This is a genomic window from Micromonospora sp. URMC 107 (assembly GCF_051386315.1).
GTDB lineage: Bacteria > Actinomycetota > Actinomycetes > Mycobacteriales > Micromonosporaceae > Micromonospora.
The window spans coordinates 17235-35362 of the sequence record NZ_JBPQTK010000057.1; the positions used below are offsets into that span (position 1 = coordinate 17235).

Consider the following 18128-nt stretch of genomic DNA (forward strand, 5'->3'; position numbering starts at 1 on the left):
ATCTGCCCACGCCCACAGATACTCACGCTCCTGGCAGGACCAGGCCGGCCGGAGGACGGCCGCCAACCCATTCGTCGAACTTCGGCGGAACTTGCACAGATGCCCCGTCAAAGGACACCGCTCCACCGCTGAACCTTGCCTTGGAGAAGGACACCGCCCCGCCCCTGAGCATCGTCTTGGAGAAGGACACCTCCCCACCACTGAACATCGCCGCGGGGAAGGCCACCTCCCCACCCCTGAACGTCGCCCCGGTGAAGGACACCTCCGCGCCACTAAACGTCGCCAACTTGAAGGAAACCGTCCCGCCACTGAACGTCGCGAAGGGGAAGGAAACCTTTCCGCCACTGAACGTCGCCGCGGGGAAGGCCACCTCCCCACCCCTGAACGTGGCTCCAAAGAAAGACACCTTTCCACCAGTAAACGACGCCTCGAAAAATGACACCTTCCCACCATTGAACGATGCCCCGTCGAAAGACACCTCCCCGCCGCTAAACGTCGCCCCGCCGAAAGACACCTCTCCGCCACTAAACGTCGCCCCGCCGAAATACACCTCCCCACCGATGAACGACGCCCCGTCGAAAGACAGATCCCCGTCAGTGAACGTCGCCCCGCCGAAAGACACCTCCCCACCGGTGAACGACGCATGCGAGAAGTCTCCGCCATCAAAGACCGCACCGGTGAAGTCGAAGTCGTAGCCACGCCACGAGGCTGCATCGTCTTCAGCAAGGCGCAAGTGCCTGCCGACGAGGCGGATCACGGAATGACGCACTTCTCGCTCCTCGCGAGCGGTTCGGGTCGTCTCCACGTTTGCAATCGGCACTTGGTCGTCGGTCTGTGCCGCTTCACTCGAAGCTCCCGGGGGCGGGTTGTAGGGCATGCGGAGGTAGGCGCAGAGGACGTCAATGCAGGTCTGCCGCCCTTCCATCCAGTCATCAGCAAGACCGGCCATGGCGTAGACGCCGGCGAGGCGTACGGCCGCTTTCTCCGACCCGAGTTGCTCGGACGCCTTGGCAAAGCGTTCGTTGAACAGCCGGACACCATTACGGTCAGTTTCGATTTTTGCCCGTTCGTCGGCCGCCTCAGCAAGAGCCTTGGAGACCTCGGCACGCAGATCAGCAGCTTGCGCCAGTTGGTGGGCGAATTCCGCCAACGCGTTTGTGTGCTCCGCTACTCGCTGCCGACGGTAGGCGACCACCAAGGCTGCCACACCGCCGATGCCCGCCACAACGGCAAAGACAAGCTTCAAAAGGTCGAATAACGTGGCCGCTGTGACGGTGGCACCCCGCTCAAGGCCAGGCCAACCCGCGTACCGGAGCGCCGCAGCGATCAGACCGCCGACTAGGAGCAGCGCAACTGCAACAGCCAAAGCGATTGACCGGCGGATGCCCCAGAGCCGCAACTCTGGCACGCGACTATCAGTGGCCTGAATCGAACCAACCGTGACACGGACCTCGGACCGGGTTGAGTCTTGCGGCGAGAGCAACTCCACCCCCTCCTTCTAGCGCACCTCGTCCACCTCAGCGCTCAGCAGGACACCGCGAATATCGCTCAGGCCCGCAGTAACCTCACCCGAGCGCGTCGCCGATCTTGTCGTTCATGGTGTCGTCGCCGCCGTCGATGCAGTTGGCGTAGACGCGGAGCAGGACAGCTACGCCGTGGCCCAGGCGCCGGGCGACCTCGGTCGGCGGGACGCCGGCATTCAGCCAGAGCGACGCCGCCGCGTGCCGCAGGTCGTAGGGCCGGCGTACGAGCGGACGGGGGAATGCAGCCGGCCACCGGCCCGGATGAAGGCACGGCGCACCGTCCGACGCAGACGGGTCAGGTATCGCCGAACCAACTTGTACGCGCGGCTACCGCAACCGGTCCGACAGGACGCCGCGCATCAGGTGCGACCAGGGCAGACACGAGACCACCCCTGACAGGAGCCGTACCCTGGCTGCACACAGGGAAATGTACCTACAAGTGGATGAGTTGTCTATGCATCGAATCGGGCCCTTGCTTGGCACTTGGTAAGACAAGTGCCAGGTACCTTGAAGGAGTGCCCACCCCGCGCTATGGACAGCCCCGCTACCGAGCGATTGCAGAGGACCTCATGGATCGCATCCGTGAAGGCACTATGCCCCCTGGCACATTTCTGCCAACCGAAAGCGCGTTAACCGCCGAGTTCCGAGCCAGTCGCGGCACGGTCCGCCAAGCAATCTCAATTCTTCGAGACCAAGGCCTAGTTTCGACGGAGCATGGTCGAGGCACTTGCGTGATCGGATACCCGACTGCCCTTGTTGGTTCAACTCAAATCTCTACACGCGTGGTAGCTGCAGACTCACGTCTCGCAAGAGCGTTCAGCGTGGAGGTTGGAACCAGCCTATTCGAGCGTGAGACTATAATAAAAGCAGAAGGCGTGCCGGAGAAGGTGATCCGAGAGTATAGTACGACGCCACGCGATGAGTGAAGTTGCGTTTAATTAAGGGCGGCCTCAATCTCAGAAAGCCCGAATGCCGAAAACCAGCTCCGATTCTCGATCGCGCGGCTTATTTCTATTGCCTCATCAATCTTCCCGCCACTGAGGAGCATCTCAAGTAGACGCCGCTGCCCGTATCGGTCCCCCTTGGCCGCCAAGCCCCGAAAAATCAGCATCGCATCGCCATCCCGCCCGCTCACTTCAAGAAAGGCGGCAAAACGCCGCAGGTAATCGACACCCTTGTTATCAGCATGAGTGCGCATCTTGTCAAATGCCTCGTCGGCACGCTCCGACCACATGAACAGCCCCACCAGGGCCTCAATGGCAAAGCTGTTTCCCTCGTCCGCAAGGCTGCCCAGTTCATCTAGACGCCCCTGCGAGACGAGCAATTCAGACAGCTCACGCCCCGCTTCTTGCGAGCCCTCGTCGCCACTATTCAAGACTCTTCGATAGAGCGACTCGGCATGACGCGGGACACCCGCGCGCACCGCACTCGCCGCTAACCGCATGCGGTCGCGCAGGGTTGTCATTTCGCCGACGAAAGTCTCCCACGCAATATCCGGGATATCGTGGTTCTCCCGCTCCTTGACCAGCCGCTGAAGAAGGTAGTCGGTTACTGCGTACCCGACTACGGACCTACGATCCGGGCTGATCAGTGCCACGATTGGTGCGGTAGCGCGATCTTGAGGCCGCCCGTCGACAATCAGCTCGTTCAAGCATTCGCTAAACCAATCGTCGCTAGGGTGATGGCTGTGCAAGTAAGCCCTAGCGGCACTGAGTAGCACTTCCTCTTTCAATGGCGTCTGTATCCCTAGGCGGCGAGCATCAACCGCAGCGTCTATAATCGCTCGCTCCCCCTCCGCCCCCTGCTCATACCGTCGAACTATTTCACGAGCTCCACCTAGCACTGCCGTAAGGCTGTGATCTTTGATTTTCAGCGCGACCGCTAGGCGGGGATCGATGTCACCGAACTCGGCTGCCTTTTCGCGCTCTTCAGCACTGAAGGCCGCAAGTGATATCTCTCGCAGTCGGCTATTTCTTAAAATATCCAGCGCGGAAGGATATCGAGGACGCCATAATCCGGCAGCATCATCGCGGTCTGTAGAGCGAAACTGGCGGGCATACTCGGGCCAAAGAGTTCCGACGAAAACAACAGGGGAACTCGATTCCAGGAGCTTACGAACCGCACTCGCCGTGATGGAGGTGTGGCCAGCGGTCAAATATGGCCCATCCAAGAAGCGTTGCAGCTCGTCTAACCATACGACCAAGGGCGGAAGTTCGCCGCTCAGCTTGGCAAGACTGTTGATCGAATCGCCGTCACCCAGGCTGGGGGCAAAGAGTCTGAAGTCGCCAAGGACAGCCCTCGTCGCCTCGAAGAGCAGGCGAGTCTTTCCAACGCTTGAGTTCCCAACCAGCAGTAAGAATCCGCCGTCTCGCCTGAAGTCAAACAAGTCCTTACAGACCTGGGCATATTTCTCACGCGGAACGAATAACGGCAGGTCAGGATTAAGGGATCCACCCCTGCCCCCAGGCCCAAGGTGGCTCACTGAATCCGTGGCAGAGGCTGATGCGCCAAGATCGATCGCAGGGTGAACCCGGAGTGCGAGCGCATCAGCGTTATCCACCCGCTCCAAACGGGTGATCTTTTCGAGGCTTGTCTCATGCTGGCTAGGCCCACCGTGCTGCCGCGAATCCGTTGACCTGGTATCACCCGATAGACCGAGCAGTCGGGCGCTACGGATTTGGGCATAACCCAAAGAGATGGAAGTCAGGAGTGACAAGATGCCGACTACCATGCTTATGACGCTGCTGAAGCTATCTTTGTTAGCTAGGTCCGCCTTGAAAAAATCTCCGACGAATCTCACCGCGGCGGGTACCCACCACCAGCCAGAAACGCCGATCACGCCGACGATCGCAAGCACGCGCCACAAGCGCACGGGTAGGCGACGGTGGCTCAGGTCCGCAGGCATCGGATTGACGATAGCTTTCGGCTACAAAGCGCGCACTGCCGAATCGCTCTGTTCTGTATCAAGGCGCCGCGCTCCGCGCGGCGCGGGGGCGGTGAGCCGGCCGGTGGCTCTCCGCCCCGGCCGCCTTCGGCGCCGGGGCGGAGAGCCACCGACTGCCGCCGGACCGCCGCCCCCAGGAGCGACACGATCACGGCCAGGCGGTACGGAAGCCGAACGGGTCGACCTGGTCGACGGTCCGGGCTTCCGACTGCCGCGCCAGTCCAACCCCGGGACTGGCTTGCCCCCGGCCTACCTCCCGCAGCCAACGACACCCAGCCGCAGAGGCCCTCAGCCGGTCTCTACGGTCGCGGCCCGCACCTACCCGCGAGCGCCACCAACACCCACAGATGCAGCCCCAGGGACACGCTCAAAGGCAAGATCGACCTGCCCACCATCTGCCCACAACCAGTCGTCAACGGCTGGACTCAGCCGGACTCGGCCAGACAAACGACAACGGCCCCCGATCAGCATTCCTGCTGGTCAGGGGCCGTTGGTGCTCCTGGTGGCGGGTAGAGGATTCGAACCTCTGTAGCTTTCGCGACGGATTTACAGTCCGCTCCCATTGGCCGCTCGGGCAACCCGCCAGGGCACCCCACCGCGTCGTAACGCGGCAGCGGAAGCAAGGATAGCGGCTGCCCCCGGCATCGGCGCAACCGGGTACCGTCAGGGGGTCGTACCGCTGGTCAGCGGGGGACGAAGGACCACAGACCGCCGGACAGCAGGAGCATGAGCATGGCAGCGAACCCGTCGTTCGACATCGTGAGCAAGGTCGACCGCCAGGAGGTCGACAACGCTCTCCGCCAGGCGGAGAAGGAGCTCGCGACGCGGTTCGACTTCCGGGGCACCGGCGCCGAGATCTCCTGGTCGGGCGAGGAGGCCATCAGCCTCCAGGCGGAGACCGAGGAGCGGGTGCGGGCGGCGCTGGAGGTCTTCAAGGAGAAGGTGATCAAGCGGAACATCTCGCTGAAGTCGCTGGACGCCGGCGACCCGCGCGCGTCCGGCAAGATCTTCAAGATCGACTGCAAGGTGATCCAGGGCATCGACTCGGACAAGGCCAAGGCGATCAGCAAGAAGATCCGCGACGAGGGCCCCAAGGGCGTCCAGGCCCAGATCCAGGGCGACCAACTGCGGGTCACCGGCAAGAAGAGGGACGACCTCCAGGCCGTCATCGCGCTGCTCAAGGGCGAGGACTTCGGCGTCGCCCTCCAGTTCACCAACTACCGGTAAGGGCCCGAGCCTCACAGGCAAGGGACCCGAACCGGCCCGCCTTGTCACCTGGGCACAAGCCGTCGCCAGTAGTCGTCGTTGGTCGCTCACGAGCGCCCTCCGACGGCCTGGCGGCGGCCTGCGCGGCCCTCGTCCCTGCGTCGGGCCCCGCACTCCCGCCCACTGCGGCCCCTCGCCCGCAAGCTCCGGCCGGCCCATCCGCCCGCCGGTGGGCGTCGGCCACCTCGGGCAACCGTCCGCACGCCGCCGACCGGGTCTGCCCCGTACGAGCGGGCCGCTCTCGCGGCCGTCCTCAGCCGGTCGGCGGAACAGGTCCGGTCTCCGGCGGGTACCACGCCCTGATCCTCCGGTCCGGCAGGTTCCTCCTGGACGGCCACAGCTGCACCCGCCAGACGTCACCGGGCGTCGTGGATCCGGGCCAGCCGCGGTTGACGAAGCCCCGGCCGCAGATGCGCACGCCGTACCGCCCGTCGGGCACCTCGCAGCGCCGGCTTTCCAGCGTCGGCGAGCCGTACCACAGCTCCCCGCCGTCGACCGCCAGCGCGCACTCGAAGATCTCCTCCCAGTTCCCGAAGTCGCGGGGCGGCGGTGCGACCCACACCTCGACGCGAAGCGGCATCCTGAAGTTGTTCTGGTGCGGCACGCAGACGAGCACCGTGTGATCAGTGCTGGCGATGTGCGCGTCGACGTGCGCGTCCCGGAGGAGCGTCGTGAAGTCCGGGTCGTCGTCCAGGCTGCCGGAGAGCGTGAACTGCCCGTAGTCCAGAGCGACCGTCATGTCGTGAGCCGTGACCGGCGCTGGCATCCCCACGTCGGGAGTGTGCCGCACCACCGGTCGTCCCGTCGCCCCACGACATCCGCCCCGGCCGCAGGGACCGACAGCGCGGACCCGCGTCGGGTCAGCGGGAGAAGACGAGCAGCAGGACCACCGTCAGGATCGCGCTGATCAGCAGGGAACCGAGGCAGCCCACCCGGTTCGAGAAGAAGACGAACATGACCCCGTGGTACCCCGCCAGCGCGGCGGGGAACCCGGGCACGTCAGGCGGGCAGCAACTCCTCGGTGCGTACCGCCGTGGCCTCCGCGCGGGAGATGGGCCCGGCGGGCAGGGCCGCGACCCCGGCCCCGACGGCGACCGCGGCCCCGGCGAAGACGAACGCCCAGGGCACCCCGCCGGCGTGGTCGACGATCAGGCCGGCCACCGCGCCGCCGGCGGCGCTGGCGCCCACCGACATGGTGACCACCCAGGTGTACGCCTCGTTCAGCATGCTGGTCGGGGAGATCCGCCCGACCAGGGTGTTCTCCAGGGTGAGCGCGGGCGCGATCGTGGCGCCCCCGATCACCAGGGCGGTGCCCAGCGCCACCGGGGTGGGCATCACCGCGAAGACGGCGAAGCTGGCGGCGACCGCGCCGAGCAGCAGCGAGAACTGCCGGGTCATGTTCCGGGCCGGCTTGCGGACGCCGAACCAGAAACCGCCCACCGCGCTGCCGACGCCCCAGACGGCAAGCAGCACCCCGGCGAGGCTGTCAGGGTCGTCGGACGTGTAGGCGGTGGCGAACGCCGGCACGGTCACGCCGGCCGCGCCGAAGGCGATGCCCAGGCTGGCGACGCAGAGCAGCAGTGCCGGGAAGCCGGGCACGCGCAGCGGGCCGAGCCCCCTGGTCTGGTGCTCGCGCGGGTGCGGCCGCCAGCCGCGCATCACCCGGCCGAGGGCCACCGCGATGGTGCCGACCAGGGTCACCACGGCCGCGCCGATGAGGGCGGCCCCGGCGTCGGCGAACAGGATGAAGCCGGCCACCAGCAGCGGTCCGAGCACGAAGACGATCTCGAAGAGCGTGGTCTCGGCGGCGAGGGCGGTGTTGCGCAGGTGCCACCGGCCGGACGCCGGCGAGGTGAGGTCGTTCCAGGCGCCGCGGATCGCGGCGGTCAGCGGCGGGTAGGTGGCCCCGGCGACCCCGGAGGCCACGAAGACCAGCGCCAGGCTGCCGGCGTCGGAGCGGGCGGACCAGAGCAGGCCGAGCAGGGCGAACGGGTGGGCGACGGCGGTGCCGACGAGCACCGGAGTGGGGCCGATCCGGTCGGCGATCCGGCCGGCCACGGGGCTGAGCGCGGCGCCGGAGAGGGCGTAGATGCCCCCGGCGACGGCCGCCAGCGAGTAGCGGCCGGTGACCTGCTCGACGACCAGCAGCAGCGCCAGCGGCGTCATGCCGATCCCGAGCCGACCGAGGATGCCGGTGAGCAGCAGCATCGGCGCTCCGGGGATCCGCCAGACGCCCAGGTACTGGCGCAGTGCGGCCACGGTCGACCTCCAGGGGATGTAACGAGTGGGGAACCTTTCGACCCTAACGCCGCCGGACGCGGGAAAGGAACGGTTAACGCGCTCACACGGCGTTCCGCCCGTGTCCGGCGGACCGGACACGGGCGGAAAGGTGATCAGCGCCTCAGCGCTGGAACTGCACGGGTCCGCTGTTCGCGGCCATCCGCTCCAGCCGGGCGACCCGCTCCTCCATCTTGGGGTGGGTGGAGAAGAGCGCGGCCACGCCGCCGCCCCGGAACGGATTGTCGATCATCAGGTGGGCGGTGCTGGTGAGCTGCCCCTGGGCGGGCAGCGGCCGGCGCTGGGTACCCATGTGGATCTTCTTCAGGGCGCTGGCCAGGGCCAGCGGGTCCCGGGTGAGCCGGGCGCCGGAGGCGTCCGCCTGGAACTCCCGGCTGCGGCTGATCGCCAGCTGGATGACGGTGGCCGCGATCGGCCCCAGGATGATGGTGAGCAGCAGCACCGCCGGGTTCGGGGAGTCCTCGTCGTCGCCCCCGCCCAGCGGGATGAACCAGGCGATGTTCGCCAGCATGGTGATGATGCCGGCCAGACCGGCCGCCACGCTGGAGATGAGGATGTCCCGGTTGTAGACGTGCGACAGCTCGTGCCCGATCACGCCCCGCAGCTCGCGGTAGTCGAGGATCTCGGTGATCCCCTGCGTGACGCAGACGGCCGCGTGCTGCGGGTTCCGCCCGGTGGCGAACGCGTTGGGCTGCGACGTCGGGCTCACGTACAGGCGGGGCATCGGCTGCCCGGCCTCGGTGGCCAGCTCGCGGACCATCCGGTACAGCTCGGGGAACTGTGCCTCGCTGACCGGTTGCGCCCGCATCGAGCGCAGCGCGAGCTTGTCGGAGTAGAAGTAGGTGACGCCGTTCATCACGAGCGACAGGACGACGGCGATGACCAGGCCGCCACTGCCGCCGAACCAGTAGCCCACCGCCAGGATCAGCGAGGTGAGCAGGCCGAGCAGCGCGGCGGTCTTCAGACGGTTGTGGTGCACGATCACTCCTTCGGTGCAGCACGGATCACGCGGGATCCGCTGACCGGTTCAACAACCCGGTACCCGCCAACCATCCGTCTCATGGCTGTGAGTTGCCTGAGATGTCCGAAGTGCCCGTGGGGACTACCGCCCCCGAAGACGGGAAGACCGCCCGATGGACCGCCGCCTCAGCGGGCGGCGACGTCGAGCACGAGCTGCGGGGCGAAGCCGAGCACCAGCGCCGCCGCCGTCGCCACGGCCAGCACCACGCCGACCGTCCGGGCCCGCACGGGGACCACGGCCGGGGCGCCGCCGGAGCCGACGCCCGGAGCGTCCCCGCCCGGCGTGCCGGCCGGCCCGGCGGTCGGCCCGGCCCAGAGGGTGGCGGTGAGGCGCAGGTAGTAGGCGAGGCCGATCACCGCGTTCACGGCCACCACCACGGCGAGCCAGCCCGCGCCGCCGTCCAGCAGCGAACGGACCACGGTCACCTTGGCGAAGAGGCCGGCCAGGCCCGGCGGCAGGCCGGCGAGCCCGACCAGCGCCAGCCCGAGCGCCGCCGCCCGCCACGGGTGTCGCCGGGCCGCCCCGCGCAGGTCGTCGAGCGTGCCCCCGTCCGCGCCCGCCGGGCGCAGCGCCACGAGGGCCGCGAAGGCCGCCAGCTCCAGCACCACGAAGAAGACGGCGTACGCCACGGCGGCCGCGTACGCGGCGGTGCGGGCGTCGGCGGTGCGTCCGGCGGCCAGCGCCAGCGCGCCGAGCGGGGCGAGGATGTAGCCGGCCTGGGCCACCGAGGACCAGGCGAGCAGCCGGACCGTACGCCGCTGGCGCAGCGCCACCAGGTTGCCGACGGTCATCGTCAGCACCGCGAGCAGGGCGAGCACCGGACCGGTCACGCCGGCCGGCAGCGCGTGCTGCACCACGGCGAGCAGGGCCACCACGCCGCCCAGCTTGGAGGCGGTGGACAGGTACGCCGCCACGGGCAGCGGCGCGCCGTCGTAGGTGGCCGGCGCCCAGGCGTGGAACGGCACGGCCGCCACCTTGAACGCCAGCCCCAGCACCACCAGCGCCACGGCGGCGGTGGTGAGCGGCAGGTCCAGCAGGTCCGGCCGGTCGGCGAGGATCGCGCCGATCCGGCCCAGGTGCAGCCCGCCGGTGGCCGCGTAGAGCAGCGCCGCCCCGAGCAGCGTCAGGGTGGTGGCGACCACACTGACCACGAAGAAGGTGACGGCCGCCTCGGCGCTGGCCAGGCTGTCCCGGCGCAGCCCGACGAGCACGTAGAGCGGGAGGGTGAGCGTCTCCAGCGCCACGATCAGGGTGATCAGGTCGCCGGCCGCGCCGAGCACCACGCCGCCCGTCATCGAGCAGGCGAGCAGGAAGCAGTACTCCCCGGTCGGCGACTGCCCCGCCCGCAGCAGCGGGCCGGACAGCGCGAGCACGCCCAGGGTGAGCAGGGCGACGACGACGGCGACCAGGGCGGCCCGGCCGCCGAAGACGTACGAGCAGTCGGGGCCGACGCAGAACGTGCGGCGCTCGTCTCCGCCACCGACCAGGGCCGCGCCGAGCGCCGTGGCCGCCGCGCCGGCGGCGGCCGTCGCCAGCGTGACCCGGCCCCGGGCCACCAGCAGGTCGGCGAGCAGCACCAGCACGGCCGTCCCCGCGGCCAGGTAGGCCGGGAGCAGCGCCACGTTGTCGACGCTCTGCACCACGCTCATGCTCATGCTGGCACCCCGTCACGTCCGTACCGCCGGCCCGGTTCGCTCACCGCAGCACCTCCACCAGGGCGTCGACGGGGGCCTCGGCGACGCCGAGCACCAGGGTCGGGGCCAGGCCGATCGCGAGGGCCAGCAGCACCAGGGGCGCCCACGCGACCAGCTCCACGCCGGCCAGGCCGGGGGTGAGCCGCCCGACCGCCGGGCTGGGCCGCCCGTGCGTCACCCGGCGCAGCAGCCGCAGGAGGTACGCCGCGGTGAGCGCCCCGCCGACCGCCGCCAGCACGCCCAGGGTGGTCCAGAGCGCCCCGCCGACCTCGACGGCCGCGACCACCGCGAACGCCTCGCCCCAGAAGCCGGCCAGCCCGGGCAGGCCGAGCGAGGCGACGGCGGCGAAGCCGAGCAGCCCGGCGAGCCGGGGGGCGGTCTCGCGCAGCCCGGACAGCTCGTCCAGCGACCCGGTGTGCGTACGGTCCTTGATGGCGCCGGCGAGGAAGAAGAGCAGGCCGGTGATCACGCCGTGCGCGACGTTGCCGATCAGGGCCGCCTGGATGCCGGTGGTGGTGAGCGTGGCGACGCCGAGCAGCACGAAGCCCATGTGCCCGACGCTGGAGTACGCGATCAGCCGCTTCAGCTCGCGCTGCGCGAGGCAGACCAGCGACCCGACCAGGATCGCCGCCACGGCCAGCGCGCCGAGCACCGGAGCGGCCCAGCGGGCGCCCTCCGGGGCCACCCCGACCGCGATCCGGATCAGCCCGTACGTGCCCATCTTGAGCAGCACCCCGGCGAGGACCACGCTGCCGACGGTGGGTGCCTGGGTGTGCGCGTCGGGCAGCCAGGAGTGCAGCGGCCAGAGCGGGCTCTTCACCGCGAAGGCCAGCGCGAGCAGCGTGAACGCCGCAAGCTGGGTGCCCCGGGACAGCCCCGTCCCGCCGGTGAGCGCCACCACGTCGGCCGTCCCGGCGGCGGCCACCACCACGAAGACGCCGACCAGCAGCAGCACCGAGCCGAGCAGCGTGTAGAGGGCGAACTTCGCCGCCGCCCGCCGCCGGTCCGCGCCGCCCCAGCCGGCGATGATCGCGTACATCGGGAGCAGGACGACCTCGAAGAAGACGAAGAAGAGCACGAGGTCGAGGGCGAGGAAGGTGCCGAGGATGCCGACCTCGACGACCAGCAGCAGGGCCACCAGCGCCCGCCCGCTGCCGCCGTCGGGGACCTTCCACAGCGTGTAGGCGCAGCAGAGCAGCGTGAGCAGGGCGGTCAGCACGACCAGCGGCCAGGAGATGCCGTCCACCCCGAGGTGGAAGCGCAGGTCGAGGCCGGGCACCCAGGGCAGGTCGAGCCGGTGCCACGGGCGCACCGAGGGCGCGTCCGTCCCGTGGGCCGACCAGGTCCGGTCGCCGAGGAACAGCAGCGCGGCGGCCACCAGGGTCAGCGCCGCGACGGCCGTGCCGACCGCCCGGGCCGCCCGGTCCCGCGGCGTCGCCGCCACCGCCAGCGCGCCGAGCGCCGGCAACGCCAGCACCGCCACCAGCAGGAACTCCCCCGTGGTCATGCGGAAACTCCGATCAGGACGGCCGCCAGGCCGATCAGCAGCGCCCCGGCCAGCACGCCGGCCGCCGCACGCGGCAGCGCCGCGCGGTGCAGCGCCGCCAGGCCGCCGCCGAGGCCGAGCGCGGCCCGGCCGCTGCCCTCGACCGCGCCGTCCACCACCACCTCGTCGGCGGTACGCGTCGCGCGGGCCAGCGCCTTCGTCGGGCGTACGACCAGGGCGCGCTGGAGGTCGTCGAGCCGGAACGCGGCGGCGAAGACCGGCCGCAGCGGACCCAGCGCGGTCGCCGGGTCGGCGGCCGGGTCCCGCCGCCAGCGCAGCCAGGCGAGCCCCGCCCCGACGGCCAGCAGCGCCAGCGGCAGCAGCAGTTCCGGGCCGACGTGGACCAGGAGGCGCTCGCCCGGCTCGCCCGCTGTCGGCGCGAGCAGCAGCCGGCGCGCGAAGGCCCAGTCGAAGCCGGCCAGACCCAGCAGGGCGGCCGGCACGGCGAGCAGCAGCACCGGCCAGCGCATCACGGCGGGCGGGTCGTGCGGGTGGGCCAGCGGCATCCGCGTCTCGCCGAAGAATGTGCGCAGCAGCAGGCGGGTGGCGTACCAGGCGGTGACCGCGACGCCGACGAGCCCGGCGAGCCAGACCAGCCAGCCCACCCAGGACGGGGCGGGCCCGGCACCGTGCAGCGCGGCCTCCTGGGCGACGGTGAGCACGCCGTCCTTGCTCCAGAAGCCCGACAGCGGCGGCACTCCCGCCAGCGCGCCCAGGCCGACGACGGTGCACCAGAAGGTGACCGGCATGCCCCGGCGCAGCCCGCCCATCCGCGACATCAGCGTGGTGCCGACCGCGTGGATCACCGCGCCGGCCGCGAGGAAGAGCAGCGCCTTGAACGCGGCGTGGGTGAGCAGGTGGAACAGCGCGGCCGGCGTGGAGCCGACCGCCAGCGCGCCCGTCATGTAGCCGATCTGCGAGACCGTCGACCACGCCAGCACCCGCTTGAGGTCGTCCTGGGCGGTGGCGGCGAACGCGCCGAGCAGCAGGGTGACCGAGGCCATGACGCCGAGCACGGCCAGCGCCACCGGGGTCACCTCGAACAGCGGGTAGAGCCGGGTCACGGCGTACACGCCGGCGGCGACCATGGTGGCGGCGTGGATCAACGCCGAGATCGGCGTCGGGCCGGCCATCGCGTCGGGCAGCCAGGTGTGCAGCGGGAACTGGGCGCTCTTGCCCGCCACCCCGGCGAGCAGCAGCAGGCAGGCGGCGGTCAGCGTGCCGGTGGCGTGGTCGTGGGCGAGCACGTCGGCGATGCGGAAGCTGCCGGCCGAGACGCCGAGCAGCGCGATGCCGAGCAGGAAGCCGACGTCGCCGACCCGGGTCACCAGGAACGCCTTCATGGCGGCGGCCGGCGCCTCCGGCAGCCGGCGGTCGTGCGCGATGAGCAGGTAGGAGCAGATGCCCATCACCTCCCAGCCGACCAGGAGCAGGATCAGGTCGCCGGCGACCACCACCAGCAGCATGGCGGCGGTGAAGAGGCTGATCTGCGCCGCGTACGGCGGGTAGCGGTGGTCGGTGTCGACGTCGTCGTGCGGGCCCCGGCGCAGGTAACCGACCGAGTAGACCTGCACGGCCAGGGCCACCGCCGCGACCGCGACGGCGACCAGCGCGGCGGCGCCGTCCAGCCGCACCCCGAGGCTCACGGTCAGCCCGCCCAGGTCCACCCAGGTGGTGGACGCCTCGGCGGACCGGTCGAGGGTGACCAGCAGGGCGACGGCGAGCGCCAGCGCACCGGCCGCCCCGGCCACGCCGAGCGCGATCGCCGCCCGCCGGGAGCGGTCCCCGCCCGACCCGGCCCCGGGCGGCGAGGGCGGCAGCAGCAGGCCGAGCAGACCCGCCACCAGCGGTACGGCCGGCAGCAGCGCGCCGAGCAGGGTGGTCGTGCTCACCGCTCCCCCTCCGGGCGGTCGGCGGACCCGGGCCGGGCCGTCCCGGCGGGCCGGGCGTCGGTGCCGACGGCGGCGGTGGCCGGCTCGGCCGGAGGTCCGGTCGGCGCGCCCTCGGTCAGCGGCACCTCGTCGACGGCGACGGTGGCCCGCAGCCGGTAGAGCTGGAGCACGATCGCCAGGCCGACCCCGATCTCGGCGGCGGCCAGCACGATCACGAAGAGCGCGAAGACCTGCCCGCCGTGCGGCAGTTGCGCGCGCACGGTGGTGTCGGCGGTGACCAGGATCAGGTTGACCGCGTTGAGCATCAGCTCGACGGCCATCAGCACCAGCACCGCGTTGCGGCGGCGCAGCACGCCGTAGACGCCGAGGCCGAACAGCAGCGCGGCGGTGACGTACGGGATGACGGGTCTCACCGCGACCGCCCTCCGTCGTCGCCCGGATCCTGACCGGCGACCGCCGTGCCGGACCGGTCGGTGCGGGACCGGTCCGCGTCGGGCCGGTCGGCACCGGGCCCGTCGGCGCGTGGCCCCTGGGCCCCCGGCCGGCCGATGTCGGGGCGGGAGATCACGATCGCGCCGACCAGGGCGGCCAGCAGCAGCACCGAGAGCACCTCGAAGGGGAGCACCCAGCTGCGGAAGATCTGGTCGCCGAGGCGTTCCGCGGTGCCCGCGTCGGGCAGCTCCACGGCCGTCCAGCGGTACGCGTCGACCAGCAGGGCGGCCAGCCCGAGCCCTGTGCCGCCGCCGACCAGCGCCGCGGCCCAGCCGGGCCGGTCCAGGTCGTCCGAGGCGCCGATCGGGGCGCGGGTGAGCATCACCGCGAAGAGCAGCAGCACCACCACCGCGCCGACGTAGATCAGCACCTGCACCCAGGCCACCAGCTCGGCGGTGAGCACCAGGTACGTCCCGGCCAGCGCGCCGAGGCAGACCACCAGGTAGAGACCGGCCCGGACCAGGTGCCGCGTCGCCACCACCAGCACCCCCGAACCGACCGCCACCGCGCCGAGGGCGAGCAGCAGCACGTCCGCACCGGTCATGCGCCGGCCTCGGGCTCGGGGCGTACGGGCGGGGCGGCGGGACGGGCGGCGGGCGCGGCCGGGACCGCGGCCTTGCGCGCGGCGGCGGTCTCCTCCTTCGCCGGCTCACCGTTCGGGTCGTGCGCGGGCGGCGGCGGCACGGTGCCCATCCACTGCCCGAGGTGGTCCTTGTCGTGCAGCAGGTCCTTGATGTCGTACTCGGAGTATTCGAACTCCGGCGACCAGTAGAGGGCGTCGAAGGGGCAGACCTCCACGCAGATGCCGCAGTACATGCAGAGCGAGAAGTCGATGTCGAACTTGTCGAGCACGTTGCGCTGGCGCGGGCGGGCGGCGCCGGGCACCGCCACCTCCTCCTTGTGCGAGTCGATGTAGATGCACCAGTCCGGACACTCCCGGGCGCACAGCATGCAGACCGTGCAGTTCTCCTCCAGCAGCGCGATCACCCCGCGCGAGCGGGGCGGCAGCTCGGGGGCGACGTCCGGGTACTGCTGGGTGGTCGAGCGGCGGGTCATCGTCTTCAACGTGACCGCGAGCCCCTTCACCAGTCCCGCGCCCGGCAGGCCACGGTCTCCGCCGGCGCCGCCCGGCTCGCTGCGCTCGCTGCGGTCGGTCATGCCGACCATCCTGCCCTGTGGCCGCGGCGCGCGCGACCACCACCCGGGGTCTGCCGGCGGTACGGTGGGGCGGGGAGAACGACGCACCGGAAAGGGCTCGCCATGACCGCCGCGCTGCAGGGCGACTTTCCGCCGCCGGGCGGGTGGACGGTCGACGACCTCGACCGCCTGCCCGACGACGGCCGCCACGAACTCCTGGACGGAAACCTCATCGTGTCGCCCTCCCCCACGCGACTCCACCAGTCCATCGCCGGTCGCCTCATGGCCGCGCTCGACGAGACCTGCCCCGCCGACCTCGACGTCACGCAGGGCGTCGAGGTGCGGCTCTCCCGGACCCGGGCCTTCATCCCCGACGTGCTGGTCACGGAGCTGGACGCGGCCTCGCGCAACCCCTCGCACTACCGGCCCCACGAGGTGATGCTGGTGGTCGAGATCGTCTCCGAGGGCTCGCGGAGCATCGACCGGGTGCTCAAGCCCGCGCTCTACGCCGAGGCGGACATCCCCTACTTCTGGCGGATCGAGACCGAGTCGGGGATCGTCGTGCACGCCCACAGGCTCGACCCGGCGAAGCGCGTCTACGTCGAGCAGGCCCGGATGACCGACGGCGTCCTCGTCCCCGAGCCGTGGGAAATCGACATCCCGCTCGCCAGGATCACGCCCCGGTCCCGCTGAGCCCACCCGCCGCGGGCGGGAGCATCTCGACGCCGAGCTGCTGGAGCAGCTGGAACAGCTCGTTGCAGCTCCACACGTCGACGATCAGGCCCGCGTCGTCGAAGCGCAGGAAGCTCGCCCCCGAGTAGCTGACCACCTGCCCGGTCGGCGGTACCGGCCCGAACGGCCCGGCCTGGGTGCCCGCGGCCCGCCAGTGCACCGCCACCCGGTCCCCGGCGGCCACCACGTCCACGATCTTGTAGCGCAGGTCCGGGAAGGCGGCGCGCCGTTCCCGGTGCCACGCCAGCGTCGCCTCCGGGCCGGCTCCGCCCAGCCCCGGGCACTCCGGCGACACCAGCTCGTACGCCGACTCCTCCCGCCCGGCGTTCCACACGTCGGCGATGAAGCGTCGGGCCGCCGCCTCCACATCGGTCATCGCGGCAGCCTAACCGCCGCCCCGCCCGGAGCCGGCCCACCGCCTCCGGGCTCGACCTACACGGCGGAGGTCGGCACTCGGCGGGCCCGAGGGCGGCGCAGCCGCCATGATGGGACGAGCGACGGGCGACGGCGGAGGGCTGGCATGGGCGGCACGACCGAGGGCGGCACGACGGGCGGCGCGGCGACGGGCGGCGGCAGCGCCGACGACGTGCTCATGCGGACCGGCGGCAGGTACGTCGAGCCGGGCGGCGAGTTCACCCGGGACCAGCGCTACATCGCCACCCGGATCACCGCCGACGCCCGGGACGGTTGGCCGGTGGAGCCCGGCCGGTACCGGCTGGCGGTCAGCCGCGCCTGCCCCTGGGCGAACCGGCTGATCATCGTCCGACGGCTGCTCGGGCTGGAGGACGCGATCTCGATGGCGGTGGCCGGCCCGACCCACGACAAGCGGAGTTGGACGTTCGACCTCGACCCGGGCGGGCGCGACCCGGTGCTCGGCATCGAGCGGCTGGCCGAGGCGTACTTCGCCCGGTTCCCCGGCTACGAGCGGGGCATCACCGTGCCGGCGATCGTGGACGTGCCGACCGGGCAGGTGGTCACCAACGACTTCGGGCGGATGAGCCTGGACCTCTCCACCGAGTGGACGGCGTACCACCGCGAGGGGGCGCCCGACCTCTACCCGGAACGGCTGCGCGACGAGATCGACGAGGTCAGCGCCTTGCTGTTCCGGGACGTCAACAACGGCGTCTACCGGTGCGGCTTCGCCGGCGACCAGGCGGCGTACGAGAAGGCGTACCGCCGGCTGTTCGACCGGCTGGACTGGCTGGGCGAGCGGCTGGCCGGGCAGCGCTACCTGGTCGGGGACACCATCACCGAGGCGGACGTGCGGCTGTTCACCACGCTGGTCCGCTTCGACCCCGTCTACCACGGCCACTTCAAGTGCAACCGGAGCAAGCTGGCGGAGATGCCGGTGCTCTGGGCGTACGCCCGGGACCTGTTCCAGACGCCCGGCTTCGGCGACACGATCGACTTCGACCACATCAAGCGGCACTACTACGAGGTGCACCGCGACATCAATCCGACCGGCGTGGTGCCGCTCGGCCCCGACCTGGCGAACTGGCTCACCCCGCACGGCCGGCAGGCCCTCGGCGGCCGCCCCTTCGGCGACGGCACCCCGCCCCCGCCGCCCCCGCCCGCCGAGGGCC

General features: G+C 70.9%; 16 protein-coding genes and 1 tRNA gene. 4 read left to right on the forward strand and 13 right to left on the reverse strand.

The features are described 5' to 3' along the window. Positions 1 to 22: 22 nt before the first annotated feature. A complete protein-coding gene (locus ACSNN9_RS15305; RefSeq protein WP_436673798.1) occupies positions 23 to 1489 on the reverse strand; it encodes a pentapeptide repeat-containing protein in 1467 nt (488 codons plus the stop codon). A gap of 477 nt (positions 1490 to 1966) precedes the next feature. Between ACSNN9_RS15305 and ACSNN9_RS15310 the strand changes: the two genes are divergently transcribed. Then, a complete protein-coding gene (locus ACSNN9_RS15310) occupies positions 1967 to 2449 on the forward strand; it encodes a GntR family transcriptional regulator (RefSeq protein WP_436673800.1) in 483 nt (160 codons plus the stop codon). A gap of 8 nt (positions 2450 to 2457) precedes the next feature. Here the strand turns inward: ACSNN9_RS15310 and ACSNN9_RS15315 are convergent, their stop codons facing one another. Together ACSNN9_RS15315 and ACSNN9_RS15320 are read right to left on the reverse strand one after the other, a co-directional pair. Then, positions 2458 to 4428, reverse strand: a complete 1971-nt coding sequence (locus ACSNN9_RS15315; RefSeq protein ID WP_436673802.1) for a hypothetical protein — start codon at positions 4426 to 4428, stop codon at positions 2458 to 2460. 539 nt (positions 4429 to 4967) lie between these two features. Continuing rightward, positions 4968 to 5051 (reverse strand) — tRNA-Tyr (locus ACSNN9_RS15320). A gap of 148 nt (positions 5052 to 5199) precedes the next feature. On the opposite strand from ACSNN9_RS15320, the gene ACSNN9_RS15325 reads away from it, so the two are divergent. Next, positions 5200 to 5694 carry a YajQ family cyclic di-GMP-binding protein gene (locus tag ACSNN9_RS15325; protein WP_132230880.1) on the forward strand — a complete coding sequence of 165 codons (495 nt, stop codon included), beginning with the start codon at positions 5200 to 5202 and terminating at the stop codon, positions 5692 to 5694. Between the two features lie 292 nt (positions 5695 to 5986). On the opposite strand, the gene ACSNN9_RS15330 is transcribed toward ACSNN9_RS15325, so the two are convergent. The 9 genes from ACSNN9_RS15330 to ACSNN9_RS15370 form a co-directional block, all read right to left on the reverse strand. After that, positions 5987 to 6472, reverse strand: a complete 486-nt coding sequence (locus ACSNN9_RS15330; RefSeq protein WP_436673804.1) for a hypothetical protein — start codon at positions 6470 to 6472, stop codon at positions 5987 to 5989. A gap of 260 nt (positions 6473 to 6732) precedes the next feature. Beyond that, positions 6733 to 7992, reverse strand: a complete 1260-nt coding sequence (locus ACSNN9_RS15335) for an MFS transporter (RefSeq protein WP_436673806.1) — start codon at positions 7990 to 7992, stop codon at positions 6733 to 6735. A 142-nt stretch (positions 7993 to 8134) separates the two neighbouring features. After that, entirely contained in the window at positions 8135 to 9010 is an 876-nt protein-coding gene (htpX, locus tag ACSNN9_RS15340; protein ID WP_436673808.1) for a zinc metalloprotease HtpX, read from the reverse strand. Positions 9011 to 9177: 167 nt separating this feature from the next. Next, positions 9178 to 10701: an NADH-quinone oxidoreductase subunit N gene (locus ACSNN9_RS15345; protein ID WP_436673822.1), complete on the reverse strand. Its 1524-nt coding sequence runs from the start codon at positions 10699 to 10701 to the stop codon at positions 9178 to 9180. 46 nt (positions 10702 to 10747) lie between these two features. After that, the gene (locus ACSNN9_RS15350; RefSeq protein WP_436673810.1) at positions 10748 to 12253 is read right to left on the reverse strand and encodes a complex I subunit 4 family protein; all 1506 of its coding nucleotides are present in this window, start codon (positions 12251 to 12253) and stop codon (positions 10748 to 10750) included. Beyond that, positions 12250 to 14184 carry an NADH-quinone oxidoreductase subunit 5 family protein gene (locus tag ACSNN9_RS15355; RefSeq protein WP_436673812.1) on the reverse strand — a complete coding sequence of 645 codons (1935 nt, stop codon included), beginning with the start codon at positions 14182 to 14184 and terminating at the stop codon, positions 12250 to 12252. The genes ACSNN9_RS15350 and ACSNN9_RS15355 overlap by 4 nt, the downstream gene beginning before the upstream one ends. Continuing rightward, complete coding sequence (gene nuoK / locus ACSNN9_RS15360) at positions 14181 to 14597, reverse strand: NADH-quinone oxidoreductase subunit NuoK (RefSeq protein WP_357883247.1); 417 nt, start codon at positions 14595 to 14597, stop codon at positions 14181 to 14183. The genes ACSNN9_RS15355 and nuoK overlap by 4 nt, the downstream gene beginning before the upstream one ends. After that, the gene (locus tag ACSNN9_RS15365) at positions 14594 to 15220 is read right to left on the reverse strand and encodes an NADH-quinone oxidoreductase subunit J family protein (RefSeq protein ID WP_436673814.1); all 627 of its coding nucleotides are present in this window, start codon (positions 15218 to 15220) and stop codon (positions 14594 to 14596) included. The genes nuoK and ACSNN9_RS15365 overlap by 4 nt, the downstream gene beginning before the upstream one ends. Then, on the reverse strand, positions 15217 to 15843 hold the full coding sequence (locus ACSNN9_RS15370; protein ID WP_334607456.1) for a NuoI/complex I 23 kDa subunit family protein: 627 nt from the start codon (positions 15841 to 15843) through the stop codon (positions 15217 to 15219). Before ACSNN9_RS15370 ends, ACSNN9_RS15365 begins: the two co-directional genes overlap by 4 nt. 93 nt (positions 15844 to 15936) lie before the next feature. Here ACSNN9_RS15370 and ACSNN9_RS15375 point away from each other — a divergent pair, with 93 nt between their 5' ends. Then, positions 15937 to 16506 (forward strand): Uma2 family endonuclease, encoded by a 570-nt coding sequence (locus ACSNN9_RS15375; RefSeq protein ID WP_436673816.1) that lies wholly within the window; start codon positions 15937 to 15939, stop codon positions 16504 to 16506. Here ACSNN9_RS15375 and ACSNN9_RS15380 read toward each other — a convergent pair. Continuing rightward, positions 16487 to 16921 (reverse strand): ester cyclase, encoded by a 435-nt coding sequence (locus tag ACSNN9_RS15380; RefSeq protein ID WP_436673818.1) that lies wholly within the window; start codon positions 16919 to 16921, stop codon positions 16487 to 16489. The genes ACSNN9_RS15375 and ACSNN9_RS15380 overlap by 20 nt on opposite strands. A 144-nt stretch (positions 16922 to 17065) precedes the next feature. Between ACSNN9_RS15380 and ACSNN9_RS15385 the strand changes: the two genes are divergently transcribed. Then, positions 17066 to 18128, forward strand: a 1063-nt coding sequence (locus ACSNN9_RS15385; RefSeq protein ID WP_436673820.1) for a glutathione S-transferase family protein, incomplete at its 3' end; no start/stop codon positions are given.

What these genes read in the sequence shown, in the direction of transcription:
- ACSNN9_RS15310 (WP_436673800.1), top strand. Translation starts at nt 1,967, where the DNA reads ATGAGTTGTCTATGCATCGAATCGGGCCCTTGCTTGGCACTTGGTAAG.
- ACSNN9_RS15315 (WP_436673802.1), bottom strand. Translation starts at nt 4,428, where the DNA reads ATGCCTGCGGACCTGAGCCACCGTCGCCTACCCGTGCGCTTGTGGCGC.
- ACSNN9_RS15325 (WP_132230880.1), top strand. Translation starts at nt 5,200, where the DNA reads ATGGCAGCGAACCCGTCGTTCGACATCGTGAGCAAGGTCGACCGCCAG.
- ACSNN9_RS15330 (WP_436673804.1), bottom strand. Translation starts at nt 6,472, where the DNA reads ATGACGGTCGCTCTGGACTACGGGCAGTTCACGCTCTCCGGCAGCCTG.
- ACSNN9_RS15345 (WP_436673822.1), bottom strand. Translation starts at nt 10,701, where the DNA reads ATGAGCGTGGTGCAGAGCGTCGACAACGTGGCGCTGCTCCCGGCCTAC.
- ACSNN9_RS15350 (WP_436673810.1), bottom strand. Translation starts at nt 12,253, where the DNA reads ATGACCACGGGGGAGTTCCTGCTGGTGGCGGTGCTGGCGTTGCCGGCG.
- ACSNN9_RS15365 (WP_436673814.1), bottom strand. Translation starts at nt 15,220, where the DNA reads ATGACCGGTGCGGACGTGCTGCTGCTCGCCCTCGGCGCGGTGGCGGTC.
- ACSNN9_RS15370 (WP_334607456.1), bottom strand. Translation starts at nt 15,843, where the DNA reads ATGGTCGGCATGACCGACCGCAGCGAGCGCAGCGAGCCGGGCGGCGCC.
- ACSNN9_RS15375 (WP_436673816.1), top strand. Translation starts at nt 15,937, where the DNA reads ATGACCGCCGCGCTGCAGGGCGACTTTCCGCCGCCGGGCGGGTGGACG.
- ACSNN9_RS15380 (WP_436673818.1), bottom strand. Translation starts at nt 16,921, where the DNA reads ATGACCGATGTGGAGGCGGCGGCCCGACGCTTCATCGCCGACGTGTGG.